Origin of the sequence: Dietzia sp. 179-F 9C3 NHS, from assembly GCF_045369825.1 — a bacterium.
Classification (GTDB): Bacteria; Actinomycetota; Actinomycetes; order Mycobacteriales; family Mycobacteriaceae; genus Dietzia.
The window spans coordinates 20,303-44,619 of record NZ_JBIQES010000003.1 but is presented as its reverse complement, the minus strand read 5'-3'; the positions used below and the strand labels follow the sequence as shown (position 1 = coordinate 44,619).

22 protein-coding genes and 4 pseudogenes are annotated in these 24,317 nt (G+C 68.8%); 13 read left to right on the top strand and 13 right to left on the bottom strand.

The window, feature by feature from the left end; all coding sequences use genetic code 11:
* Positions 1–12 precede the first annotated feature (12 nt).
* The gene (locus tag ACH0BZ_RS04730) at positions 13–687 is read left to right on the top strand and encodes a hypothetical protein (protein ID WP_406896820.1); all 675 of its coding nucleotides are present in this window, start codon (positions 13–15) and stop codon (positions 685–687) included.
* A gap of 49 nt (positions 688–736) precedes the next feature.
* Here the strand turns inward: ACH0BZ_RS04730 and ACH0BZ_RS04725 are convergent, their stop codons facing one another.
* The gene (locus tag ACH0BZ_RS04725) at positions 737–1,201 is read right to left on the bottom strand and encodes an SRPBCC family protein (protein WP_406896819.1); all 465 of its coding nucleotides are present in this window, start codon (positions 1,199–1,201) and stop codon (positions 737–739) included.
* Between the two features lie 46 nt (positions 1,202–1,247).
* The gene (locus tag ACH0BZ_RS04720) at positions 1,248–1,844 is read right to left on the bottom strand and encodes a TetR/AcrR family transcriptional regulator (protein WP_406896818.1); all 597 of its coding nucleotides are present in this window, start codon (positions 1,842–1,844) and stop codon (positions 1,248–1,250) included.
* 98 nt (positions 1,845–1,942) lie between these two features.
* Between ACH0BZ_RS04720 and ACH0BZ_RS04715 the strand changes: the two genes are divergently transcribed.
* From ACH0BZ_RS04715 to ACH0BZ_RS04675, 9 genes and pseudogenes are all read left to right on the top strand, one after another.
* Positions 1,943–2,095, top strand: a complete 153-nt coding sequence (locus ACH0BZ_RS04715) for a hypothetical protein (protein WP_406896817.1) — start codon at positions 1,943–1,945, stop codon at positions 2,093–2,095.
* 137 nt (positions 2,096–2,232) lie between these two features.
* Complete coding sequence (locus ACH0BZ_RS04710; RefSeq protein ID WP_406896816.1) at positions 2,233–3,390, top strand: acyl-CoA dehydrogenase family protein; 1,158 nt, start codon at positions 2,233–2,235, stop codon at positions 3,388–3,390.
* A gap of 281 nt (positions 3,391–3,671) precedes the next feature.
* Positions 3,672–4,250 carry an LppP/LprE family lipoprotein gene (locus ACH0BZ_RS04705; protein ID WP_406896815.1) on the top strand — a complete coding sequence of 193 codons (579 nt, stop codon included), beginning with the start codon at positions 3,672–3,674 and terminating at the stop codon, positions 4,248–4,250.
* 37 nt (positions 4,251–4,287) lie between these two features.
* Positions 4,288–4,476, top strand: coding sequence for a hypothetical protein (locus ACH0BZ_RS04700; protein ID WP_406896814.1), 189 nt, complete (start codon positions 4,288–4,290; stop codon positions 4,474–4,476).
* Positions 4,473–4,595 (top strand): hypothetical protein, encoded by a 123-nt coding sequence (locus ACH0BZ_RS04695; RefSeq protein ID WP_406896813.1) that lies wholly within the window; start codon positions 4,473–4,475, stop codon positions 4,593–4,595. Before ACH0BZ_RS04700 ends, ACH0BZ_RS04695 begins: the two co-directional genes overlap by 4 nt.
* A 196-nt stretch (positions 4,596–4,791) precedes the next feature.
* Complete coding sequence (locus ACH0BZ_RS04690) at positions 4,792–7,737, top strand: AMP-binding protein (RefSeq protein ID WP_406896812.1); 2,946 nt, start codon at positions 4,792–4,794, stop codon at positions 7,735–7,737.
* A 41-nt stretch (positions 7,738–7,778) separates the two neighbouring features.
* Positions 7,779–8,788, top strand: a pseudogene (locus ACH0BZ_RS04685) (DUF3556 domain-containing protein).
* A 10-nt stretch (positions 8,789–8,798) separates the two neighbouring features.
* Entirely contained in the window at positions 8,799–10,220 is a 1,422-nt protein-coding gene (locus ACH0BZ_RS04680; protein ID WP_406896811.1) for a phytoene desaturase family protein, read from the top strand.
* Positions 10,221–10,343: 123 nt separating this feature from the next.
* A complete protein-coding gene (locus ACH0BZ_RS04675; protein ID WP_406896810.1) occupies positions 10,344–11,519 on the top strand; it encodes a PucR family transcriptional regulator in 1,176 nt (391 codons plus the stop codon).
* A 25-nt stretch (positions 11,520–11,544) separates the two neighbouring features.
* Here ACH0BZ_RS04675 and ACH0BZ_RS04670 read toward each other — a convergent pair.
* Positions 11,545–11,712 (bottom strand): annotated as a pseudogene (locus ACH0BZ_RS04670) (IS3 family transposase); the annotation flags it as partial.
* A 301-nt stretch (positions 11,713–12,013) separates the two neighbouring features.
* On the opposite strand from ACH0BZ_RS04670, the pseudogene ACH0BZ_RS04665 reads away from it, so the two are divergent.
* Positions 12,014–12,691, top strand: a pseudogene (locus ACH0BZ_RS04665) (esterase/lipase family protein); the annotation flags it as partial.
* Positions 12,692–13,319: 628 nt separating this feature from the next.
* On the opposite strand, the gene ACH0BZ_RS04660 reads toward ACH0BZ_RS04665, so the two are convergent.
* Together ACH0BZ_RS04660 and ACH0BZ_RS04655 are read right to left on the bottom strand one after the other, a co-directional pair.
* The gene (locus ACH0BZ_RS04660) at positions 13,320–13,631 is read right to left on the bottom strand and encodes a putative quinol monooxygenase (RefSeq protein WP_064864493.1); all 312 of its coding nucleotides are present in this window, start codon (positions 13,629–13,631) and stop codon (positions 13,320–13,322) included.
* 43 nt (positions 13,632–13,674) lie between these two features.
* Positions 13,675–14,088, bottom strand: coding sequence for a GlcG/HbpS family heme-binding protein (locus ACH0BZ_RS04655; RefSeq protein WP_406896809.1), 414 nt, complete (start codon positions 14,086–14,088; stop codon positions 13,675–13,677).
* A gap of 530 nt (positions 14,089–14,618) precedes the next feature.
* Between ACH0BZ_RS04655 and ACH0BZ_RS04650 the strand changes: the two genes are divergently transcribed.
* Positions 14,619–15,362 (top strand): molybdopterin-dependent oxidoreductase, encoded by a 744-nt coding sequence (locus ACH0BZ_RS04650; RefSeq protein WP_406896808.1) that lies wholly within the window; start codon positions 14,619–14,621, stop codon positions 15,360–15,362.
* Positions 15,363–15,499: 137 nt separating this feature from the next.
* Here ACH0BZ_RS04650 and ACH0BZ_RS04645 read toward each other — a convergent pair whose 3' ends face one another.
* From ACH0BZ_RS04645 to ACH0BZ_RS04630, 4 genes are all read right to left on the bottom strand, one after another.
* The gene (locus tag ACH0BZ_RS04645; protein ID WP_406896807.1) at positions 15,500–16,630 is read right to left on the bottom strand and encodes an NAD(P)/FAD-dependent oxidoreductase; all 1,131 of its coding nucleotides are present in this window, start codon (positions 16,628–16,630) and stop codon (positions 15,500–15,502) included.
* Positions 16,631–16,769: 139 nt separating this feature from the next.
* Positions 16,770–17,072: a putative quinol monooxygenase gene (locus ACH0BZ_RS04640; protein ID WP_227923047.1), complete on the bottom strand. Its 303-nt coding sequence runs from the start codon at positions 17,070–17,072 to the stop codon at positions 16,770–16,772.
* Positions 17,069–17,638, bottom strand: a complete 570-nt coding sequence (locus tag ACH0BZ_RS04635) for a type 1 glutamine amidotransferase domain-containing protein (protein WP_406896806.1) — start codon at positions 17,636–17,638, stop codon at positions 17,069–17,071. Before ACH0BZ_RS04635 ends, ACH0BZ_RS04640 begins: the two co-directional genes overlap by 4 nt.
* Before the next feature lies 1 nt (position 17,639).
* On the bottom strand, positions 17,640–18,806 hold the full coding sequence (locus ACH0BZ_RS04630) for a glutathione-independent formaldehyde dehydrogenase (RefSeq protein WP_406896805.1): 1,167 nt from the start codon (positions 18,804–18,806) through the stop codon (positions 17,640–17,642).
* A 211-nt stretch (positions 18,807–19,017) separates the two neighbouring features.
* Here ACH0BZ_RS04630 and ACH0BZ_RS04625 point away from each other — a divergent pair, with 211 nt between their 5' ends.
* Positions 19,018–19,344: a transposase gene (locus ACH0BZ_RS04625; RefSeq protein WP_406896804.1), complete on the top strand. Its 327-nt coding sequence runs from the start codon at positions 19,018–19,020 to the stop codon at positions 19,342–19,344.
* Here the strand turns inward: ACH0BZ_RS04625 and ACH0BZ_RS04620 are convergent.
* The 4 genes and pseudogenes from ACH0BZ_RS04620 to ACH0BZ_RS04605 form a co-directional block, all read right to left on the bottom strand.
* Positions 19,329–19,484: pseudogene (locus ACH0BZ_RS04620) on the bottom strand (zinc transporter permease); the annotation flags it as partial. The gene ACH0BZ_RS04625 and the pseudogene ACH0BZ_RS04620 overlap by 16 nt on opposite strands.
* 318 nt (positions 19,485–19,802) lie before the next feature.
* A complete protein-coding gene (locus ACH0BZ_RS04615; RefSeq protein WP_406896803.1) occupies positions 19,803–21,518 on the bottom strand; it encodes an ABC transporter ATP-binding protein in 1,716 nt (571 codons plus the stop codon).
* Entirely contained in the window at positions 21,515–23,260 is a 1,746-nt protein-coding gene (locus ACH0BZ_RS04610) for an ABC transporter ATP-binding protein (RefSeq protein WP_406896802.1), read from the bottom strand. Before ACH0BZ_RS04610 ends, ACH0BZ_RS04615 begins: the two co-directional genes overlap by 4 nt.
* Entirely contained in the window at positions 23,257–24,315 is a 1,059-nt protein-coding gene (locus tag ACH0BZ_RS04605; RefSeq protein ID WP_406896801.1) for a class I SAM-dependent methyltransferase, read from the bottom strand. Before ACH0BZ_RS04605 ends, ACH0BZ_RS04610 begins: the two co-directional genes overlap by 4 nt.
* Between the last annotated feature and the right edge of the window lie 2 nt (positions 24,316–24,317).

Sequence of the window (24,317 nt, the reverse complement as noted above, 5' to 3'; positions counted from 1 at the left end):
GGCTCCCCCACCATGTCGCTCCGCACGCTGCCCGCCGTCCTGCTCTTGCCTCTGCTCGCCCTCACCGCCTGCGGCGGGGCCGACGACACCCCGGTCACCGCCGGCGACGAGACCCCCGGAGTCACGGCCAGCGCCGAGGCCGGCGAGGGGAACGGCGCCGGCGGGAGCGGCGCCGGCGCGGGGGACAACGGCGAGTGTGCCGACGTCGACGGGCCGACCGTCGCGGTCGAGGCCCGCGACGGCGAGCCGCAGGTCGAGATCCCGCTGCCGGAGGACTGGGAACGCACCACGCGGACGGACTCGGAGATGATCCGCCTCATGCTGCGCAACCCCTCGATCGGCACCGGGCAGTTCGTGCCCAACGTCGTCGTCACCGCCGAGCCGGCCGACGCGGACGTGGACGCGGCGTTCGAGGCCCAGCTCAGGGGCATCCGCCAGGGCTTCGGCATCGAGGACATCACCACCACCGAGGGCACGATCTGCGGCCACCTGTCGATGATCGCCGAGTACACCGCGCCCGCGATGGGCGCGGTGCCCGAGCGCCCGGCCTCCGTTCAGATCATCGTGGTCCCCGGCGCCTCCGGTTCCACCACCTACACCATGACCGCGCAGTCCACCGCGCCCGTGGACCCGTCCTTCGAGGAGGACGTCACGACGATCTTCGAGGGCGTGCAGATCGGGGACTGAGCCCGGCCGCCCCCGGGCACCGCGGCCCGGCGGTCGCGGGGGAACCGCGTCAGCCCGCCAGCGCCACCGCGAGATTACCCAGAGAGTCCTCGAGCTGTTTCTCGGAGACCAGCGGGAAGGACACCTTCTCGAGGATCGCCTTGTCGGTGACCTTGGACCAGTCGTAGGTGAGGCGCACCAGGGTCGAGTCGGAGCCCTGCGGCTCGAGCTCCCAGACCCACTCCCAGCCGGGCGGCTCGGTGCCCGCCGGCGCGGTCCGCCAGGCGAGCAGCTTGTCCTTGACGTAGCCGGTCACGTGGTTGTCGGTCTTGTACTCGCCGCCCATGTGGTCGCCCACCATGTCCATGGTGAACACGTCGCCGACCTGCTGGATGCGGTCGGACTTGTAGTCGCCGCGGACGAAGCCGGAGCCGTCCAGCCGGTCGTGGTTCTCCGGGTTGGACAGCAGCTCGAAGATCTCGGCCGCCGAGTGATCGATCACGCGCTCGACGGTGATGCTCGTGTCGTTGCTCATGACCCCACCATGCCCGCCCACGCGCGGGCTCGCATCCGGTCGGCGGTCATCGCGTCCCCGGTGGTGCGGATCGGCCCGCCAGGAGCTCGGCGGCCATCCCGCGCGCCTGCGCCACCAGGCCCGTGCCGTAGACGGGGCGGTGCGCGAACGCCCCCTCCACCAGGAGAAAGAGGTGGTTCGCCAGCGCCTCGTGGTCAACGTCGGCGGGCACGTCCTCCCGGACGAGTTCGTCGAGCAGCGCGTACACCGCGTGTTTGTGGTAGCGGATGACGCCGTGGCCGGGGTGGTCGGCGGGCAACTCGGCCGCGGCGTTGAGGAAGGCGCACCCGCGGTGACTGTTGCCGTGGTCGGCGGCGTAGACGTCGAAGACGGCCAGGGCACGGGGGCTCGGCGCGCGCGCGACCTCCTCCTCGAGGAGCCCCCACCACCACCTGTGCCGGTTCGCCAGGTACGCCACGACCAGGCCGTCCTTGGACCCGAAGTTCGTGTAGAGGACCGGCTTGGTCACCCCGGATTCGGACGCGATCGTGTCCACCCCGACCGCGTGGATCCCCTTTTCGTAGAACAACACGGACCCGACGTCGAGGATGCGCTGCGCGCCGGGGGTCAGGTTGGTGAGATCGGGCAGGTCGGTGGCGCTCATACCCCTTGACTTTACAGGTCTGTATACGTAGGTTGTCCGCACAGGTATACAGACCTGTAAAGTTTCGCTCCGTGCGACCCCGTTGGGAGGGGATCTCGATGTCACCGCTCCACCTGTTCCTCCGCCTGATCCGAGAGCTGTGGTTCTCCCTGGACACGGCCAGTGCGCTCAAGCACGGCGGCACGGTGTCCGACGAGGCCCGTCGACACACCCGCCGGGCCGCCACACCGGAGCGCCACCCGGCCTCGTAGCCCCGGCCGAGCTCGGGGGGACGAAGAGGACTCCGATCCGTTTTCGGTCGGCAGCGGGGCCACGGCCTTGTACGATCGCGCCTGTATAGACGTCGATCGCGCCCCTGCCGGGGCGTCACCCATGGAGAGGTTCACCCGTGCGCCGCACTGTGTTCGAGCAAGACCACGAGGACTACCGCCAGACGCTCCGCGCCTTCATCGAGTCCGAGGTCGTTCCCCACTACGACGAGTGGTACGAGGCCGGGATCGTGCCGCGCGAGTTCTACTACAAGCTCGCCGAGCTCGGCACCTTCGGCATCACCGTCCCCGAGGAATACGGCGGCGCCGGGCTCGAGTCCCACAAGTTCGAGGCCATCCAGACCGAGGAGCTCACCCGCGCCGGCGTGACCTTCGGCGGCTCCAACGTCCACGTGGCGTTGTGCCTTCCGTACCTCAAGATGCTCGCCACCGAGGAGCAGAAGCAGCGGTACTTCCCCAAGTTCGTCTCCGGCGAGGAGATGTGGGCGATCGCCATGACCGAGCCCGGCACCGGCTCGGACCTGGCGGGGATGAAGACGACGGCGAAGCTGTCCGAGGACGGCACCCACTACATCCTCAACGGGGCCAAGACGTTCATCACCGGCGGCGTCCACGCCGACCGCATGATCGTGTGCGCCCGCACCTCGGCCCCCCGCGAGGACGACCGCCGCTTCGGCATCTCCCTGCTGGCCGTGCAGACCTCCCTCGAGGGCTACTCGGTCGGCCGCAAGCTCGACAAGGTGGGCCTCAAGACCTCCGACACCGCCGAGCTGTCCTTCGTGGACGTCAAGGTGCCGGTCGAGGACCTGCTCGGCGAGGAGAACAGGGGCTTCAACTACCTCGGCCAGAACCTGCCGTCGGAGCGCTGGGGCATCGCCTTTGGCGCCTACGCCCAGGCCGCGGCCGCCGTGCGCTTCGCCCAGGAGTACACCCAGCAGCGCACCGTGTTCGGCAAGCCCGTCGCCTCGTTCCAGAACACCAAGTTCGAGCTGGCCGCGTGCAAGGCCAAGGTCGACGCCGCCCAGGCCGTCGCCGACCGCGCCCTCGAGGCCCTCGACGCCGGCGAACTGACCCCGGCAGAGGCGGCGTCCGCGAAGGTGTTCTGCACCGAGGTCGCGGCCGAGGTGATCGACCGCTGCCTGCAGCTGCACGGCGGCTACGGGTTCATCAACGAGTACCCCATCGCGCGCCTCTACTCGGACAACCGCGTCAACCGCATCTACGGCGGTACCAACGAGGTCATGAAGACCATCATCGCCAAGGACATGGGGCTGTAACGGCCGTCCCGCCTACCCACCTCCCCCGAAATCGGCGACTCCACCGCCGGATCCGCGGCCCTCACAGGGGCTGCCGACCCGGCGGCGGAGTAGCCGATTTCTGGGTGCGGCGTTGAGGACTCCCCTCCGCCCGGCCGTCGTGCGAGCGACCTCCTGCCGCCACGGTCAGCGACATGAAGAAGTTCTCCATCCCCTCCGCCGGATCGGCCACCGATGCAGGCCACGCCCTGTTTCCCTCTCTGAGACTGCGGAAGTGAGCCCGTTACATCACGATTGGAACATTGCCCGGCCCCCCGCCCGGTGCCACCATCACCGGCGTCAGCATCCCCGCCGACATCACCTTCGACGAGAGGACCCGCATCATGGCCGTCAGGACCACCTCCAGGGCCGTCGCCGCCACCGTCTTCGCCACCGGCCTCGTGGCTGCCGGCGCCCCCGCCGCATCGGCGATCGACACCAGCTCCCTCGCCCCGCCGCCGGCCGACTGCGCGATCGACGACGAGGCGATCGCCGAGGAGACCCCGCACCCCATCGAGGGTGCCGAGTGGTCGGTGGGCGAGCAGGGCAACGTCTGCGGCAACCTCGGCTACCTGTTCCTCGAGACCAAGGACGGGACCGGCACCTCGCCCACCCAGGTCGTGCTGTTCCACCGCGGCGAACAGACCGCCACCCAGCCCGACGGCGACAGCCGGGTGCTCCTGGGCGGCGAGTCGGACTTGCACGTGGAGCTGCGCGTCCAGCAGGAGCCCGAGGAGGGCGAACCCAACGCGGAGGCGACCTACGCGTCCACCGTCTACGTGTGGAACCCGGTCACCGCGGACGCCACCGCCGTGCCGCTCCCGGCCGGCTTCCCGTCCTGACCTAACCGGTCCCGATACCACCGAGAGGGAGACATCCATGGACAGCGTCACCGGCTTCGCCGGAAGCATCGCGACCCTGGTCACCGACATCATCCCCAACCTGATCCCGCAACTCCTCGCCGATCCGCAGATGGGCTTGACGCTCTCGATGGGCATGCCCGTCCTCAGCGCGGGCGCCGTGTGTGAGCTCACCCCGGGCTGCAGCTCGCTCCAGCTGCCGCCGTGAGCAGGACGACCACGGCGAGCACCTACGGCCCCACCCGTCGGCGGCTCCCGGCCGCGCTGCTGCTGCCCGCCGTGGCCGCGGTGGTGGCGGCGCGGGTCGCCGGCGGGAGGAGGGGATAGCCTCGTCGTCGTCACTGGTCACCGCCGCTCCCGATGGGGAGCCGGAAGTGGTGACGACGACGAGGACCACGGTCGTCACCACCGGTGCCCCCACCGGGCCCGCCGACGCGCCCCACCCGGCGCGCCGCCGAACACCTAAGCCGAACACCTCATCAGCCATTCCGGCGCGGGACTACTGGCTAGTCTCTGAGGCACCATGCCTCTCAACCCGGATATCCTCGCCGCCGCCCTCAAGGCCGCGACCTCCTATGCCGTCAATGCGGTCGAGGTCCTGCGCTTCGGCGGACTGCAGACCGACGAGGAGACTTCGCCGTACGAAATCGTGGCCCACCGGCCGATGTTCCGGCTGCGCCGCTACTTCGCGGACTCCGGTGAGGCGCCGGGCACACCGGTCGTTCTCATCCCGCCCATGATGATCTCCGCCGACGTCTGGGACGTCTCCCCCGCGACGAGCGCGGTGGCCGCGCTGCACGCCGTCGGCATGGACCCGTGGGTGGTGGACTTCGGCTCCCCAGACCTCGAGGACGGCGGGCTCGAGCGCACCCTCACCGATCACGTCGTGGCCGTGAGCGACGCCGTGGACCTCGTCGTGGCCGCCACCGGCCGGTCGGTGCACCTCGGCGGCTACAGCCAGGGCGGCATGTTCTGCTACCAGGCCGCGGCCTACCGGCGCTCGCGCGACCTGGCCAGCGTGGTGACCTTCGGGTCGCCGGTCGACTGGCGCGGGAACGCCCCGCTCGGGGTGCCGGAGGACGTCGTGGTCAACGTCGCCCGCTTCGTCGCCGACTACGTCTTCGGCGACCGCTCGCTGCCCGGCTGGATGGCCTCGACGGGCTTCCGCCTCCTCGACCCGCTCAAGACCGCCCGGGCCCAGGTGGACTTCCTGCGCCGGCTCCACGACCGCGAGGCGCTCCTCGGCTCCGAACGCCAGCGGCGCTTCCTCGCCGGGGAGGGGTTCGTGGCGTGGTCCGGGCCGGCGATCGTCGACATGATGCAGCAGGTGATCATCCAGAACCGGATGATGGTCGGCGGCTTCGTCGTGGGCGACCACGTCGTGTCGCTGAGCGACATCACCTGCCCCGTCCTCGCGGTGCTCGGCGAGGTCGACGAGATCGGCATGCCGGGCAGCGTCCGCAAGATCGCCGACGTCGCCCCCGCCGCCGAGGTGTACGAGTTCGCGGTTCGCGCCGGACACTTCGGACTCGTCGTGGGGTCGACCGCCTCGGCCCGCACCTGGCCGGCCGTCGCAGCATGGATCCGATGGCGGGAGGGCGACGCGGACCGCCCGGAGGGCATCGCCGAGGTCCACCCCGACGACCACGCCGAGCCGTCCCCCACCAAGGCCGTGATGCTCGCGGCCGAGAGCGCGACACAGATCGCCGGACTCGGGATCGGCGCGGCGCGCGGCGTCGGCCGCCTCGCCGTCGGGACCCTCAAGGCGACCCGGGCCGTGGGCGCCGAGGCGCTGCAGGCCACACCACGCCTGCTGCGGCTCGGGCAGATCCAGCCGGCGACCCGCATCTCGTTCGCCAAGATCATCGCCGAGCGCGCCAGGGCCCAGCCGGACGACGCCTGCTTCCTCTTCGCCGACCGCGTCCACACGTACGCGGCCGTCGACACGCGGATCACCAACGTGGTCAGGGGGCTCGTCTCGGTGGGGGTCCACCAGGGCGACCACGTCGGAGTGCTCATGGACCCGCGGCCCTCGGCGCTCGTCGCGATCGCCGCGCTCTCCCGGCTCGGCGCCGTCGCCGTCCTCCTGCCGCCGTCCCCGGACCTGGCCGAGTTACTCCACCTCGGCGCGGTGGCCGAGGTCGTGGTGGACCCCGAACACGCGACCAGGGTCACCGACGCCGGGGCGCGGGCCCTCGTCCTGGGCGGGGGCGGCGCCGAACGCGACCTGCCCGGCGAGCTGGGCGCGGGCATCGTCGACCTCGAGCGCATCGACCCCGACGCCGTCGAACTCCCGCGCTGGTACCGGCCGGACCCGGGGATCGCCGCCGACCTCGCCTTTGTGGTCTTCACCCGCACCCTCGGCAAGTGGCAGGCCAAGCTCGTCACCAACCACCGGTGGGCGCTGTCCGCGTTCGGCACCGCTAGCGCCGCCCGGCTGTCCGCAGACTCCACCGTGTACTGCCTCAGCCCGCTCCACCACCCCTCGGGTCTGCTCACCGCCGTGGGCGGTGCGGTGGCCGGTGGGGCCCGGATCGCGCTCTCGCAAGGATTCGACCCAGCGACGTTCAACGACGAGGTCCGCCGCTACGGCGTGACGGTCGTGTCCTACACCTGGGCGATGATGCGCGAGTTGGTCCGCCGGCCGGCGAAGCCGGGCGAGACGCTGCCGACCCTCACGCTCTTCATGGGTTCCGGCATGCCCCGCGGCGTGTGGCGGCGAGTCCTGGACCGCTACCCGGGGACGCGCGTCCTCGAGTTCTACGCCGCCACCGAGTTCGACGTGGTACTGGCCAACCTCTCGACGACCAAGCCGGGCTCGCGCGGCCGACCGCTCCCCGGGACCGCCGCCGTCCGGCTCGTCGCGCTCGATCCGGACTCCGGCGACGCGGTCATCGGCGACGACGGCTTCACGATCCCGGCCGGGGTGGACGAACCCGGGGTGCTGCTCACCACGCCCCGCCTGGGGATCGACGCCTCGGTCCGCCGGCTGCGCGGGGTGTTCCGGGCGGGCGACACGTGGGTGTCGACCGACGACGTCTTCCAGTGCGACCGGGACGGCGACTACTGGATGCTCGGCCCGGCCAGCCACGTCGTCCACACCGGGCACGGCCCGGTGTATCCCATCCAGGTGGCCGACGCCCTCGGCGATCTGCCCGAGGTCGACCTGGCCGTGGTGTACGAGGTGCCGGGCGCGGACGGGCCGATCGCCGTGGCCGCGGTGAGCAAGTGGGGCACCAAGGCCATCGGCGCCGCCGACGTGAGCGGTGCCCTGGCCTCCGTCCCGCCCTCGGGCCGGCCCGACATCGTCCACGTCGTCGACGACATCCCGCTGACCAACTGGTACCGGCCGGACGGCGCGGCCCTCGCCGCCCGGGGCCTGCCCAAGGCCAGCCCGCGGACCTGGATCCGCGATCCCGACTCGGGCGAGTACACGCGGCTCACCAAGGCGGTGCGGGACGCGCTCTGACCTGCTGACCTGTCGGGCGAACCGCCCACTCCTCCTGACGGATCGGCGCGTGGTTCGCCGCACACGTTCTGGGCACGATCGTCGAGTTCGTTGTCCCCCTCATCCTTCTGTTCGCCACCAACTGGACGGTCGCAGTTCTGGCCGCCGCCTTCATGATGTGCTTCCACGTGTTCATCTACTCGATGTTCGCCCTGGCCATGCCGCAGGAGTGGAACCTCTTCTACGTGTTCGCCACCCCGATCGTGTTCCTCGGCTTCTTCTCCGGCGACGGGTACGCCCTGTGGGACGCCAGCAGCCCGTGGGTCGTGGTCGGTGCTGCGGTGCTCACGCTCACCCTGCCGATCGTCGGCAACTTCCGCCCCGACAAGATCTCGTTCCTGATCTCGATGCGCCAGTACGCCGGCAACTGGGCCAACTCCACCATGGCTTTCCGCAACAACGGCTGCGAGGCCAAGCTGGACAATCCGGACTTCGTCACCTCCATGACCTCGCCGAAGCACCAGCTGTCGGCACTGTTCGGCGAGGCCGGTGCCGAGATGTTCTGCAGAAGACCACCGCGTTCCGCATGATGAACACGCAGGGTCGCGGGCACATGTCGATCTTCCCGGACGTTCTGGACAGCATGGAGAACTACCGGTTCCGGGAGGGCGAGGTCATGTGCACCTTCTTCTCGGGCTGGCAGTTCGGCGACGGCCACCTGTTCGACGAGCGCACCATCGCCGCTGTACAGAAGCGCTGCAAGTTCGAGCCGGGTGAGTTCATCAGCGTCTGGACCGAGTCCCAGCCGCTCCACAAGAAGACCATCGAGTACCGGGTCATCGATGCGGCACTCGGTGTGGTGGAGCGGGGACACTACGACGTCCGGGACGTGGTCAAGGAGCAGCCCTGGTTGCCTGACGGTCCGATCGCCTACACCGTGACGTGGCGCCACCCCGAGTACCTGCCGGCCGGCGAGCGGGCGACCGCTGAGGTGCCCGCCAGCCCCGGCGCCGGGGGCCCGCTCGCCGACAGGTCCGCCGGGACCCGTCGCGACGAGTCCACGGTGGGATAGAACTGTTCCCATGCCCTCAGCAATCATCGTCGGAAGCGGGCCCAACGGTCTGGCAGCCGCGTTGACACTGGCCGCCGGTGGAGTCGATGTCACCGTTCTGGAGGCATCCGATTCCATCGGCGGCGGCACCAGGTCCGGCGAGCTGACGTTGCCGGGCCTGCTGCACGACCACTGTTCCGGGTTCCACCCGCTGGCCGTGGACACCGGCTTCAGCCGCCAGTTCGGCCTCGAGGAGCACGGCTTGCGGTGGGCACAAGCCGAAGTCCAGTACTCCCACCCGTTGGCTGGTGGGCGTGGTGCGTCGGTGTGGCGGTCGGTGGATCGCACCGCCGCGGAACTGGGTGACGACGACAAGGAGTCCTACCGTCGAATGTTCGGACCGTTGACCGAGCGGTTCCCCCAGATCGTCGAGGAGTTCCTCCAGCCACTGGTTCACGTGCCCAGACACCCGGTCCCCCTGGCGAGGTTCGGGCTGTACGCGGCACTGCCCGCCGCGGTCCTGGCCCGTCGCTGGGAGTCCGAGGAGGCGCGGGCGCTGTTCGCCGGCGTCGCCGCGCATTCGTTCCGCCCGTTGGGGTCGGTGTTGTCGTCGGCGATCGGCGTCGCCCTCGGCACCGCCGCGCACCGCTACGGTTGGCCGGTGGCAGCCGGCGGTTCGTCCACCATCACCACCGCCATGGCCACCCGCCTGGTCGAGTACGGAGGCCGGATCGAGACCGGCGTCTCCGTTCGGGACCACCGCGAGCTGGGCCGTCCCGATCTACTCATGCTCAACACCTCCCCATCCGCGGCCGCCGACATTCTCGGCGACGACCTGCCCCCGCGGGTCGGCCGCGCCTATCGACGGTTCCGGCACGGCCCCGCCGCGTTCCAGGTGGCGTTTGCCGTGGAGGGCGGGATCCCCTGGACCCACGAGCCCTCACGACGTGCGGGCACGGTCCACGTGGGCGGAACGCTTCCCGAGATCGCCGACGCCGAACGACGGGTCGTGCGCGGGGAGATGCCGGAGCGTCCGTTCATCCTGGTGGGGCAGCAGTCGGTCGCCGACCCGGGCCGCGCGAAGGGCGGCGTCCACCCCGTTGACGCCTACGCCCATGTCCCCGCGGGATGGATCGGTGACGCCACCCGGACAATCATCGACCAGATCGAGCGGTTCGCACCGGGTTTCCGGGACCGGATCCGCTCAACTCGGTCGTTGTCGACCCGACAGATCGAAGAGTACGACCCCAATTTCGTCGGCGGCGACATCGTCACCGGTGCGAACACGCCCTTCCAGCTGGTCTTCCGGCCCCGGGTGGCCCTCGATCCCTACTCCGCGGGGATTCCGGGCGTGTACCTCTGCTCCGCGGCGGCTCCGCCCGGTGCCGGCGCGCACGGAATGGCGGGATGGAACGCCGCCCGCTCCGCCCTGGCGTATCTGCGGTCGAGGTGACTGCGAGCGCAACACGAGGACGCCATGCTGATCACCACGCCGCAGGACCCGGAGCGGTAACGCGAACTCGCATGCCGGATCGGGAAGCGGCTCAGCACCAGGACCGCCGAGATCAGTCAGACCATGACAGCGGCGATCGAGGACGCGGTTGGAGAACTCGACGACGGCGACATGCGCGCGTTGCTGCATTCCAGTGTGAGCAACAACGTGGAGGTCATCGTCAGCCTGCTCGCCGCGTCCCGGGAGCCCAACGACCTGCCCCCGCTCCCCGACGCCGTCCGGTACGCGGTCGAGCTCGCGCGACACGGCGTCCCGGGCGCTCCGCTGCGCCGGGCCTACCACGTGGGTTCGGACACCCTGCTGGCCCACGTCTTCGACCAGGTCCGCGAGGTCGATTGCGAACCACACGAGCAACTGCCCCTCTATCACCACCTCGCCGGGTGGCTGTACCAGTACGTCGACGAGATCACCCGGACGGTGATGGCCGCTCATGAGGACGAGGTGCAGTCCTCCCACACCCGGGCCGCCCGGTCCATCAATTCTCTGGTCCGCAGCACTCTGAGTGGCGAGAACACCGACCTCGCCGCGTTCGAGACGACCACCGGATACCGCCTGGACCAGGTCCATCTCGGGTGCCGCGTGTGGATCGACGAATTCGGGTCCGCCCGCGATCAGGAACGACTGCTGTCGGATGTCGTGCGCGACCTGGCCTCCGGGCTGACGGTGGCCCAGCCGCCCCTGACAGTCGTCACCGATCGGGCGACCGCCGAGGTGTGGTTCGGGTGGGATCGTCGTCGTCCCTCCCCCCGTCCTTCCACTGTCGCGCCGATCGCCGCCGCGACTCCGCGCGCACGCATCTCCTTCGGCGCGCCGGCCGCAGGCGTCAAGGGGTTCCGGATGACGCGCGATCAGGCGGCACAGGCCGCCACCGTCGCGCGGGTGTCCACGTCGTCCCACGCCCATGTGGTCTCGTACGCCGACGACGGGATCCCGGTCATCGCGAGATTGGTCGAGGACCTGCCCGCCACCCGCCGATGGGTCGGCGAGGTGCTGGGAACCCTCGCCCGGGACACCGACGAGGCCGCACGCCAGCGCGACACCCTGCGGGTGTTCCTGGAGTGCGCCGAGAACTACTCCGACACGGCCGCCCGGCTGCTCCTGCACCGGAACACGGTCAGGTACCGGCTGACCAAGGCCGAGGAGGAGCTCGGCCGCCCGCCAGGTGGCCGGCGGATCGAAACCCACCTCGCGCTGGCCACCTGCCACATGCTGGGCGACGCGGTCCTGGTTCGGGGCTGATGCACGGATAGGTGCCAGGGGTTAGTCACGCGGCCTGAAGGGCCTCGTCGGTCATGATCGACTCGAATTCGATGGGGGTCAATCTGCCGAGGCGGCCTTGCCGTCTGCGGCGGCGGTAGGTGCGTTCGATCCAGTACACGATGGCGGCCCGGAGTTCGTCTCTGGTGGCCCAGGATTCGTCGACGATATCCCGGTGACCAACTGGTGCCGGCCGGACGGCGCGGCCCTCGCCGCCCGGGGCCTGCCCAAGGCGCGGCAGGCTGGTCAGGACGCACCGCTCCTCGGCCGCGGGATCGATCTTCTTCGGTTTGCCTCCGGGACTCGAACCGGAGGAGGCGGAGAACCTGGGGCAATTATCGGGCCGAAAGGCCGCCCCGTCACAGCCGTCCCTGCCGTACCGTGATGAACATCACAGTTATTCGCGTCTTGCTCTTTACGTCACCGCCGGTCAGGTCCTTGAAGTGCAGGGATGCGCCTACGTCTCGGAGGGCGTCATGTCAGGGATCCGACCTACAACAAGAATCATCGACCGCGAGCCTGGTCTCGGGGTATCGATGCGGCTCGCCGCCCGCCGCTGCGGGAGCGCTGTGACGGCGGCGCTCTTGGCGTTCGGAATGGCGCAGCCTGCGGTCGCCGCCGCCCAGCAGGGTGACCCCGGGTCGGCGGGATCGCTCGACGTGGCGGGCTCGTCACGAGCTCCCGACTGGGACTCGGTGCCGGCCGGCCCGCGCGAAGACGACTTCGGCACCGCCTTCCGTCGTTCGTTGCTCAATCCGGCGATGCTTCCGGCCGGGGTCAACGACTGGGGCTGCACCCCGAGCTCCGAGCACCCCAACCCGGTCGTGCTGGTCCACGGGACGTGGAGCAACGCCTACACCATGTGGTCGGCGCTGGCTCCCGAGCTTGTCGAAGAGGGCTATTGTGTCTACGCCCTCAACTTCGGCGACGAGAACCAGTCCCTCGTCGGACTCGTGCCGGGGCTGTACGCCTCCCGCGGGTTGGTCGAGTCCTCGACCGAGGTGGCGGCCTTCGTCGAACGGGTCCTCGACGAGACCGGGGCGTCGAAGGTAGACATGGTCGGGCACTCGCAGGGCGGCACCCAGCTCCAGCTGTACATCCAGCGCCACGGCGGCGACAAGACGGTCGAGCGCGTGGTGGGAGTCAACCCCAACACACACGGCACCTCGTTGCTGGGGATCGGCACTCTCGGATGGACTCTCGACGATGCCGGGTCGTTGGGCATCGGCTCGGTTCTGGGGTCGGCCAACGTGTCGGACCCGGGGCTGATGGCTACGGTCGGCCTGGTCATCGGTCCCGCCGGGGTTCAGCAGGCTATCGGCTCCCCGGTGATAGAGGAGATGATCGCCGCCGGTGATACCCGGCCGGGATTGGATTACACGATCTTCGCCTCGCGGTACGACGAGGTGGTGACGCCGTATACCGGCCAGTTCCTCGTTGCGGGCCCGGGTGCCACTGTCCGGAACATCCTGTTGCAGGACGGCTGCCCCGAGGACCGGTCGGACCACCTGTCCGCCACCTACTCGCTGCGGGGCAAGGAACTCATCAAGCAAGGACTGGATCCGGCGAGGAAAAACGCTCAACTTTCGACCGCCGAAACCGCTCAACCTTCGAGCACCGTCGACACCTGGGGCAAGAGTCACGGAAGCCGCAGCCGCGAAGACGAATACGGGAACTCAGGGGTCATGGTGCTGCTACAGCGAGGCAGTAGGCTTCTAGCCCGGCGTCTGCGCACGCATGGCGAGCGCCACGTCCTGTGGCCGCCGCGGGCGGCCGCTTGCTCTATGCGGGCTGCTTCTCCGCGACGACATCGAGCTGCTCGATCACGGGCTCCTCGAAGAGCTCACCCGTTTTCTCACCGAGTGCTTTCGCGACCTCACCCGACAGGTGCGCCTGGCGCCCGTCGTCGTCGGGAAATGCGTCAAAGATCCCGAACGACGAGGGTCCGAATTGGATCGCGAACCACCGGACGGTCTTGGGCTCACCCTCTACGATTGACAGCCCCTGGTTCAAGAAGTCGCGGACTTCGTCCTCCCTGCCGGGCAGTGCTTCGAGGCGCACCAGAAGCGCTTTGCTGACCTTTGTTGTTGCCATCTTGGATCTATCCTTTGCCCGGTTTTGCGTTCTCTGGGATGGATCAGAACGCCGCTACAGCTGCCTCGGCGACCGTCTGATCCTGCTCGCCGCTACCCCCGCTCACTCCTACCGCCCCGACGACCAAGCCGTCGCGGCGCAGCGGGATGCCGCCAGCAAAGACCATGACCCTGCCATTGTTCGAGCCCTGGATGCCGTAGAACTGCTCGCCGGGCTGAGCATTTTCGGCCAGGTCCTTGGTAGCGATGTCGAAGGCGCGCGCCGTAAAGGCCTTGTTGATCGAGATGTCGACGCTGCCCACCCACGCGTTGTCCATGCGAATGTGGGAAACTAGATTAGCGCCCGCGTCGACCACCGCAATGTTGCTCGGCGACCCGATCTCTTCCGCCTTAGCCTGAGCGGCGGCGATCACGCGCTGAGCGTCCTCGAGCGATACGGATTCGAGCCTGATGGTCATGAGTACCTCCTGGTTGTGGGCCAAATGCCAATCGCGTCGACCGATGGGCTAGGGCTGTCTCGCTCAAGTTCGACGTCATGCCGGTGTTTTCGCCGAGCCTACCCCTATCGGCTCGCGCTCGCGGAGAACGTCGACGAGTTGCTGCCTGCTCTTCAGGGGGTCGCTCCCTGGCTGCGCCGTAGTGACCTCAACGCCGTGCTTGGGACGTGCACGGATCTCGACCGTGGCGTTCCCGACGTGCAAGGGGCGGTGGTGTCCAACGCGCGCATTCGCTTCTCTCGCCGCGTACACGAGGTCACAATCGATCAGGCCCGACAACTTGTTGCGATCTGCTTGCGGTACCTCGACCGGTGGCACGGTGACTATGCCTTCGACGAGCGCGACCTTTCAGGGATCGGTCACCGGTACGCTGCGCGGGCGCACCGTCGCGCGGAACGCGCAGAGAAGGGCCGGCTCGCGGGCAACGCTACGTCTCAAGATCGGTGAGGCCGCGCAAATCTCGCTTCAGGCTGCGGTCCTAGTATCGGCTGGTGGGCCAGTACGGAACTCGCGGTGACACGGTGGTTCACGAGTCGCGACCCATCAACGCCGAGAGTGGTCTGGCGGCGCTCACCGAGGTGCTTACTCCGACGGACGCGTTCTACGTTCGCGGACACGGCGAGGTGCCCGAGGTGGATCCTGGCGCGTGGCGTCTGCGGATTCACGGTGCGGTCGAACGCGAGCTCGAGCTGTCGTTGTCGCCCTTGCGCGAAGTGTTCGCTGAGCGCGAGGTGACCGCTACCCTGCAGTGCGCCGGCAACAGACGTGCGGGACTCATGGCGGTCCGTGGCATCCCTGGCGTCGCGCCGTGGGGACCCGGCGCAACCGGCACGGCGACGTGGAGCGGCATCGCCTTCGCAGACGTGCTCGCTCTCGCCAAGCCGCTCCCGGCGGTCGAACACATCGGGTTCGTCGGGGCCGACATCTTCACCGAGGCCCGACCCGCGCAGCGTTTCGGAGGCGCCGTCCCGTTGGCGAAGGCCGTCCGCCCAGAGGTCATCCTGGCGTGGGCGATGAACGGCGTGCCCTTCGCCCCCGTGCACGGCGCCCCGGTGCGCGTGGTCGTCCCGGGCTACATTGGCGCGCGTAGCGTGAGCGCAGCAGGCAACCTGACGGCTAGGTCCGAACCCCGCACTGCGACGCGGTTTCATCATCCCGCGCCGGGTCGCACCGCGAGCGGATCCCGCAGTGACGGATCCCGCTGCGGCACCTCCGCGTACCGATCCTCCCGATGAAGACACCCCATGACAAGGTGGTTGAGCCCGTGACTGCTGTCCAGCCGCGACTTTCGGGTTGACCCAGGGCTGGCCGCCGTTGTCCTCGACGAGGAGATGTTTACCCATTGAGTGCGTCCGTTCTGGGGTCTGGCGAACTATCGCAGGGCTTCGCCGAGGCGAGCGGCGGGCGTGAGGTCGGCGGCGAGACCGCCGCCGGTCGCAGCCCGGGCAAGAGCGCGACCCAGCGCAGGTGCCTGCTTGAACAGATTGTGACCGGCCACAAAAAAGACAGAGCCTGCCTCCCACACGGCCACGCCGTCCTCGCTCCATGGGAGGTCGGTCACCCAGCAGTGAAGAAAGTCGCGCGGCTCTGGGTGGAGGCCGGGCAGCGCCCGTGTCACGTATTCGCGTGCGCGTTCGTCCAGCGATCGAATCGCCGCGGGGTCGATGAACGTTCCGTCGTCGCGGACGCCGACCGTGTCGCTGAGTCCGACCGAATAACTGCTGTTGCCCGGTAGCGGCGTCGCGTACACGCCGACTTCGCCGAAGACGCCGCTGCTGTCCTGCAGGCACGCGACTCGTGCCGGGGCGGCGGCTTTCACGTCGAAGGTCAGCCGGACGTGTGCGGCAAGGCGAACCGGCAGCGACAGGCCGACGCTGCGGGCCAGGCGGGCGGTTTCGCGGCCGGCGCACACGACCACCTTGGAGTAGACAGCCCGGTCGGTGACGCTGCGCACCTCGACCGTCCCATCGTCGCGGGGATCGATGGAGATGACCTCTGCGGTGGTGACGGCATCTGCGAGGGCACCTGCGAGTGCCGTGATCGCGGTGCGGGTGCGGATCGCGCCGCCCGACTCCTCGAGCACCGCTGGCCCCGAGTACCCAGCGAGCAGCGGCATTCGCTGGGCGAGCTCGGCTGCATCGATCTCGTGCGCTTCCACGCCGCCGACCTGGTCGAGCACCCGCAGCCGCGCCAGGGCGCTCTCGCCGATCGCCACGACACCGTCCGATGAGACAAGCTCGAGGTCAAAGTGTTCGGCCCACTCATCCCATATTCCGCGGCTTTCGCGCGCGAAAGCGACGAGTCGCGGGTCGTCGTGGGCATGCCGGAAGATCCGCGACTCGCCCGCGGACTGACCCGTTCCGGGCACACCGGCCTCGTACAAGCGCACCGGCACGCCCTGCTCCCGCAGCGCGTACGCCGTCGACAGACCGACGATCCCGCCCCCGATCACTGCTACCTCGGGTGAACGCGTCGGGGCAACGTCGTCGTCAGTTCCTGTCATCGCGGTTCCTCGATCTGTCAGGGATGGGCGATAGGCCGCAAGAGAAGGGGCCGCTGCCACGACGTCAACGGGCTGTGTCAGCCCGATGACGCCGGGCAGCGACCCCTCATGTCGGGGTCAGTACTCCCGGTCTGTGGTGTCAGGCGGGGAGCTTGGAAGCCAGGACGTCGAGCTTCTCGATCGTGGGTTCGGAGAACAACGTGCCGGCGTTCTCGCCGAGCGCTTCCGCCACGGGTCCGGACAGGTGAGCGTCACGTCCGGCGTCGTCCGGAAAGACGTCGAAGATGCCGAACGAGGTCGGCCCGAGGCGGATCGCGAACCACGCGGTGGTGGCCTGCTCTCCCTCGACAAGCCCACGGCCGCTGTCAAGGAAGTCCTTCACCTCGTCCTCCTTGCCGGGCAACGCGTCGAACCTGACCAGCAGTCCCTTGGTCACACTCATGATGTCTCCTCTTCCTTTGTTGTGGTGCCCGCGAGTTGGGACACGATCGCCTCGCAGAACGCCGACAGATCGTCGGGCGAGCGGCTTGTGATGAGATTCTTGTCGACCACGACCTCTTGGTCGACGACGTCGGCGCCGGCGTTGCGCAGGTCCGTGCGGATGCTCGGGAAGGACGTCAGGGTGCGGCCAGTGACCACGCCGGCCTCGATCAACGTCCACGGCCCGTGACAGATCGCCGCCACCGGCTTACCGCTCTCGACGAAGTCGCGGACGAAGGCGACAGCGTTCTCGTCGACCCGGAGCTGGTCGGGGTTCACCGTCCCGCCCGGAAGCACCAAGGCGTCGTAGTCGGCCACCGAGGCCTCAGCCACCAGCCCGTCGACGCCGAACGTGCCCGCTTCATCCAGGTCGTTGTCGCGGGCCTTGATCTCGCCGTCGTGGATCGAGAGGATCTCTGTCCGGGCGCCGGCCCGGTCCAGTGCCTCGCGGGGTTGCTCGAGCTCGACGCGTTCGACCCCGTCCGCGGCGAGGATCGCGACTGTCCTGCCCTGCAGATCTGCTGCCATGTCAGTTCGCCTTCTTTCCGCTGGACATACCCGGCTTGATGACGACCTTGGTCCAGCCCTCGGACCTGGCGTCGAAGTTCCTGTAGGCGTCGGCGGCCTCTTCCAGCGAGATCTCGTGGGAGACGATCCAGGACGGCTTCGCCTTGTCAGCCGCGATCAGGTCCCGGAGCCGGCGGTTGTACCGCTTGACCGGGGCTTGACCGTTGCCCATGGTCTGCCCCTTGAACCAGTGGGTGCCGAAGTCGATGGCCGCCTTGCCCTGTTTGGCCAAGTCGTCCTCGGCCCCTGGATCCTGGGGGACGAACACGCCGACGGTGCCGATCCCGCCGGTGAAGCGCACCGCGTTGATGAGCATGTTCAAGGTGGCAGCCGTGTCTTCGTTGCCCTGAGGATCATGTGCCTGATAGCCCACGCACTCGCAGCCACGGTCGGCTCCGAGCCCCATCGTCTCGTCCAGCACCGCCTGCACCGGGTCGACCTTGGAGTCGTCGTTGGCAATCGCACCGATCTGCTCGGCCAGCGCCAGCCGGTCGGGGTGGCGATCGACCACCATGACCTTCGCGGCCCCCTTGATCGTCGCGGACAGGGCAGCCATCAGCCCCACCGGTCCGGCCCCGGCTATCACGACGCTGTCACCCGGGATCACGCCTGCCATCTCGGTGGCGTGGTAGCCGGTGGGGAAGATGTCGGAGAGCATGACGTAGTCGTTCTCCTTCTCCTGCGCATCCTCACCCAGGCGCAGCGCGTTGTGGTCGCCGAAGGGGACCCGGAGCAGCTCCGCTTGGCCTCCGCCGTACGGGCCCATGTCCGCAAATCCGTATGCCGCACCGGCGGCCGACGGGTCAGGCTGCGTGGTCAGGCAGTAATTCGTCAGACCGCGCTCGCAGTTCTTGCAGAACCCGCACGAGATGTTGAAGGGCAACACGACCCGGTCGCCCACCTTGACCTTCTCCACGCCCTGACCGACCTCCACCACCTCCCCCATGTTCTCGTGGCCGAACGTGCGGCCCTCCTCGAAGGAGGTCCGGCCCTCATACATGTGCAGGTCCGAGCCGCAGATGTTGGTCGTTGTCACCCTGACCAGCACATCGGTGGGACGTTCGATCTTCGCGTCCGGAACATCCGTGACCGCGACATCTCTGGGCCCCTGATAGACGACAGCCTTCATGGCGAGCCTCCAATGGTTGTGCTTGGCAAACCTCTGACTTCCCCACGCTACGCCTCACGCCACCAATATGTGTCGTGTCACGGATTGTGGGCAGGTCCTCGGAGCCTGCCCTGAACCGCCTCAGGTTTCCCGCCGCCTCCTTTTCGAGTCGAGGAGGATGGTTGTATGCCGAAGAAAGATCGATCCCGCGGTCAAGGAGCGGGCACTGCGGATGGTGGCCGAGCACCGCGGGGAGTACGCGTCGCTGACGGCCTGCTGTGACCAGGTGGGCCGCCGTCTGGGACTGGGCAAGGAAACGGTTCGCAGGTGGGCGGTGCAGGCCGACATCGACGCCGGCGCACGCCCCGGCGTCAGCACCGAGGAGAGCGCCGAGATCAAGCGGCTTAGGGCCGAGAACCGGCGGCTGACCGAATACCTGGAGATCATGCGCTGGGGTGTACCAAGGATCTTGGACAGCCAAGATCCTTGGTACACCCCACTGGTCGCGCAAGCCGTCGATGGCTTGCGTCGGTCAAGGCTTGCTCAGTGCTCGTCGTAGTGATCCTCGTGTTCAGCATGCCGGTGACCATCGTGCATGTAGTCAACGTGGTCGCCATGCTGGATGGCCTCATGTCCACAGTCGGGACCGTGGCGGTGCTCGGCGACCGTGTGCTCGGCAGTGGTGCACTCGAACTGGTGCGCGGTGCTCATAGTGTGATTTCCTTCCAGCTGGCGACTCGGTAGCGGGCTAGCCATCCGAGGATGCCAATCTGTCCACAGTGCTATCTCACCGCTATCTCACCATTTATATGCAAACGTCGCAATGTGTTTATGGGTACGGGCCGAGTCGCAAGAGCAGTCCTGCCACAGACCGTGAACCCGCAGGTCTCGGCGTGGGGCGGTCGCGCGCCCACCCGGACGTGGTCATCGACAGCAGGGTCTACCCGTACGGCAACTCGTCTTACCTAACGCGCGGCCGCCGATCTCGCCCGTCCATACACACTCACGGACTGTTCGCTAGTCGCCTCGGATCTCGGAGCGTTCCGCTGATGCCCACATCCGGCGGTAGCATCCGTCCGAGTCCAGTAGTTCAGCATGGGTACCGCGCTCGGCCACCTGCCCGCGGTCAAGGACGATGATCTCGTCGGCGTCGATAACCGTGCTCAGGCGATGAGCGATGAGCAGCACCGATCGTCCGCGGGCCAGTGCGGAGATCACCTCGCAGACCTCGCTCTCTGTGCGGGTGTCCAAAGCCGAGGTCGGCTCGTCCAGCACCACGATCGGCGCGTCCACGAGCAGCGCCCGGGCGGTGGCCAGGCGTTGCCGCTGTCCGCCGGATAGTCCGGCGCCATCCTCACCCAGTTGCGTGTCGTACCCGTGGGGCAGGTCGCTGATCGCGGTGTGGAGCTTCGCTCGCCGGGCTGCGTTCACGACGTCGGCACGGTCCGCGTCGGGACGGCCGAGCGCGATGTTCTCGGCCACCGTCCCCGGCATCAGATGGGTCTTTTGGAAAACCTGGGTCACCGTGGCCGCGAGAGTATCGGGGGCGATCTCGCGGACGTCCACTCCGCCGATCCTCACCGAGCCCGTGGTGGGGTCGTCGAGGCGGGAGAGCAGGGCCCCGAGCGATGACTTGCCGCTGCCCGAGTGGCCCACCACCGCGATCATGCCCTTCTCCGGGAGTGTCACGTCGATCCCGTGCAACGCCGGTGTGCCGTCGGGGTACTCGTATCCGACCCCGTCGAACCGCACGTCGACGCCACGGGGGTTCTTCGGGTCCGACGGTTCGGGCAGTTGCGCGATCTCCGCGACTGATCGCAGTCGCTCCACGGCGGCACGGGCTATGTGCCACTGCTCGCCCACTGATAGCGCCGCAAGCAGCGGCCGGTACACCGCAATTACCACGAGGAGGAACCCGATTGAGATCTCGGTCCCGCGACCGGCCACCACTGCCATCATGACCGGCACCCCGGCCATGAGAACGGCCGAGGCCAGCATCAGCGGGAAGATTAGCTTGCCGAGCATGCGTACCGAGGAGTCGTGTAGCTCCAGCGCAGTCGCGCGGAGAACATCGTTGATCCGCTCCGGCGCCGCGAGCACTCGCCACACCATGATCGCAGTCAGCACGTCGACGAACCGCGCCGAGGACTCCGCTTGCTGAGCGGTCCGTTCTCGGGCCGCAGTGGTGGTCCGGATGCCCGCCCACACGATGGCTGGGATCGCCGCTATCACAGGCCCTGTGAGGATGAGCGCGACGACTGGGTCGTAGACAGATGCCGCGGCTATGACGAATACGGGTAATCCGAGAGCCTGCCCCAGCTTGGGCAGTCCCTCGGACAGGAAGTCCTCAATTTGCTGCATGTCGCCGGTGAGTAGCGCCTGGATCTCCCCTCGACGGCGACCGGCGGCCATCGGCACGGGCACGCGGAGCAGATGCTCGAGAATCCACACCCGGGCGTGGGCCGACACCTGATACGAGGCCAGCCATGAATCCCTGGCGGCCAGATAGGAGGCGAGTAGCTGGCCGACGAGCGTCGCCACGGCTACCACCGTCACGTGGGCCGCCCGGTCGCCGTCGACCTCCCCGCCACGGGCCAGGTGCACCACGAGCGTGATCAGCACCCCGTAGAGGAGTCCGCCGAGCAGGGACTGGACGATCCGCCATCCCACCCCGCGCACAACGCGCACTCGTTCGGCACCGGCGATTTGCCACAGCGTGCGAAAGCCGCTCATCGGATTCCCGCCCTCGCTCGCGCCTCGGCATCATTCAGCTCGGCGTAGAGCCCGCCGCGGCCGATCAGCTCCTCGTGTGTGCCCTGCTCGGCGACCGCGCCCCGGTCGAGCACCACGATGTGGTCCGCCCGTCGGGCCAATGCGATGCGATGGGTCGCCATCACTAGGGTCCGGCCCCGGCACCATCGGGAGATCGACTCCCACAAATCGCCCTCGGTGAGTGGATCGACCGAGGCGGTCGGTTCGTCCATCAGCACCAACCAGGCGTCGACGACGAGGGCCCGAGCGAGGGCGAGTCGCTGCCGCTGTCCCCCGGACAAGCCGGCTCCGGCCTCCCCTAGACGCCGATCGAGAGCCGCCTCCCCCAACTCCTCGCGAAGCCCGACGGCCTCCAATGCGTCAAGAAGCAGCTCGTCGGGGGCGTCGTAAGCCCCGGTGCGGAGGTTGTCGGCGACTGAGCCGGCGAATAGCAAGGGGTTCTGGGCGGCCAGGCTCACCCAGCGCCGACCGGGTGTGTTGATGAGCTCGGCGGTGGACACCCCGCCGAGTGACACCTCACCGACGGGCGGTGTCCGCAACCCGGCGAGCACCTCGAGGAGGGTCGTCTTGCCCGACCCGGACTCCCCCACCAGGGCGACGGTCGTGCCCTCGGGGACCCGGAACGAGACCTGTCGGAGGGTGCCGGTTCGCCCCCGGTGTCCGAAGTCGAGGTCGTCGACCACCACTGCGCCATCACTCGGCTTCCGACCGGTCATCGTCGCCGGGTCGGTCGGTGACAGGTCGAGTTGGTCCTGAACGGCGCGGGCGCTCGCCGCAGCCAGCGGAAGCGAGTGCATCCGGTAGAAGAGGGTGACGAGTGGAACCGTGTAGGCCGGCCCGAGAACGATGAACAGAAGGAACGTCTCCACATCCAATCGGCCGGCCGCGAGAAGCCATGCCCCGAGCACCGCGATGACCGCTGGTGCCGCGGTGACCAGGGGAGAAAACCAGGCGCCCCACCGTAGGAACGCCGCGCCCCACGCGGATTGCAGGTTCGCGGTGTGTCCGATCGTGGACACGGCAGTGGACCCGGGAGCCCGAGCGCCGAAGACCCTGATCTCCGCAAGGGCGGTGAGCTGGTCCATCATCGCCCGACCCATCTCCGCGTTCGCCGCGACGAACTCGCCCATCCGGTGGGCGTTGGAGCGCATCGCCCGCCGCATCGTCCAGAAGGCCAGGGGGGTTACCGCGGTGCACGCCAGTGCCAGGCGCCAGTCCTCACCGAGAAGCCACACCGTCATGGCGAGCCATACCGTCACGCTGGCCGCGAACTCTGGAACACCGTGCGCGAGGATCCCCTCGAGGCGCTCGACCTCCTCCCCTGCGGCAGAGCGGGCGGAGGCCGTGTGCCCATCCGACAGATCGGACAGAACCGCCCCGGACCACGCCTCGCCGAGTGCGACGCGGATCCTGGCGATCACATCGAAGGCGGCGCGGTGCGCCAGCGCGGTGGCCGCTCCGAAGGTGACGTAGGTGACGACGACTCCCGCAGCCGCCAGTGCGACCGCCTGGGGAACTGTCATTCCCCCGTTGCCCACCACCAGGTGCACAAGTAGTCGGTAGACGGCGTAGGGCACCGCGAGCTCCGCGAAAGCCGAGATCGCGGCCAGCACCACCGCCGCCACGAGCTGGCGGCGGGATCCGTCGAGGTGCGGGCGTACCAGCCGCGGCACGGCCCGGTAGTCGAATCCCGAGGCGCTCACTGCGGCTTCCCTGTCTGGTCGCCGGCCTGTTTGCGGTGGCCGGCATGAGCTCCGTGACCAGTCGGGATGAGTGGTTCTGTGGTGAGGATGAGGCGGTCCGGCGAATGCCGGCTCATGTGCACCCCGGCGCTGCCCACCGGCGTCCACCCGGCGGCCTCCAGTGCTGACGGGCCGAAGGGACAGAGTAGCCCGTCGGGCACATCAACCACACCTTCGTCGCGCAGGACTCGGCGGGCCGCCGAGGCTCGGGCCTGTTCGTCGTCACCGAGGTTCTCCCAACGATGTGTGGCCTCGGGATCGTGGTCGAGGCGTGCCGGGTCGTCGCCGGGCCGGAGCAGGACGTCCACGCGGTATCGGGCCAGATCGCTGTCCTGCAGGCAGCGGGCCAGGACGGTGGTACGGACCTTGTGCGCATCCCCCGGCTCCCAGGGGTCGAGAGCTAGCTCCCCATCCCGCCGTGCGAGGTCCGCGACAAGCTCGTCGAGCCGCTCCGGGCCCGCCCATGGCTCGGATCGCAACGCTCGTTCGCGCAGACGCCGGGGATCGCGTCGGGCGTCGCGGAGGTCGCCGAGAAAAAGCACTCCACCGGGGGCTAGCAGGTCGAGGAGGTTCGCAAGCACCTCTCCCAGGTAGTCCCGGTCGGGGAAATAGTGCACCACGCTGTTGAGGATGATGAGGTCTGGTCTGTCGCCGGGGAGCGACCGCGCGCCCAGCTCGTGGGCAGCGCAGCGATCGAACGTGAGGCTGGCGGGCCGCTCCGGATCCTCGACGAGGTCTTTGACCCCGGCGAGCGTCAGGTCGACCGCGTGATAGGACTGCACCTCCTGTCCGAGGACGCGGGCGATCATCCCGGTGCCGGCCCCCACGTCGAGCACTCGCTCTGGACGAAGTCCCCGCAGCCGGTCGACGGTGGCGTCCCGCCACTGCCACATGGTCTCTGCGGGAAGGGGACGGCCGGACAGCGCGTCGACCCATCCCTCGAGACCGGGGGCGGCGGTCCCCCGGCCGTGCCCGTCGGTGTAGATCTCCTCGTAGACCGTGGTCCACGCATCCACAC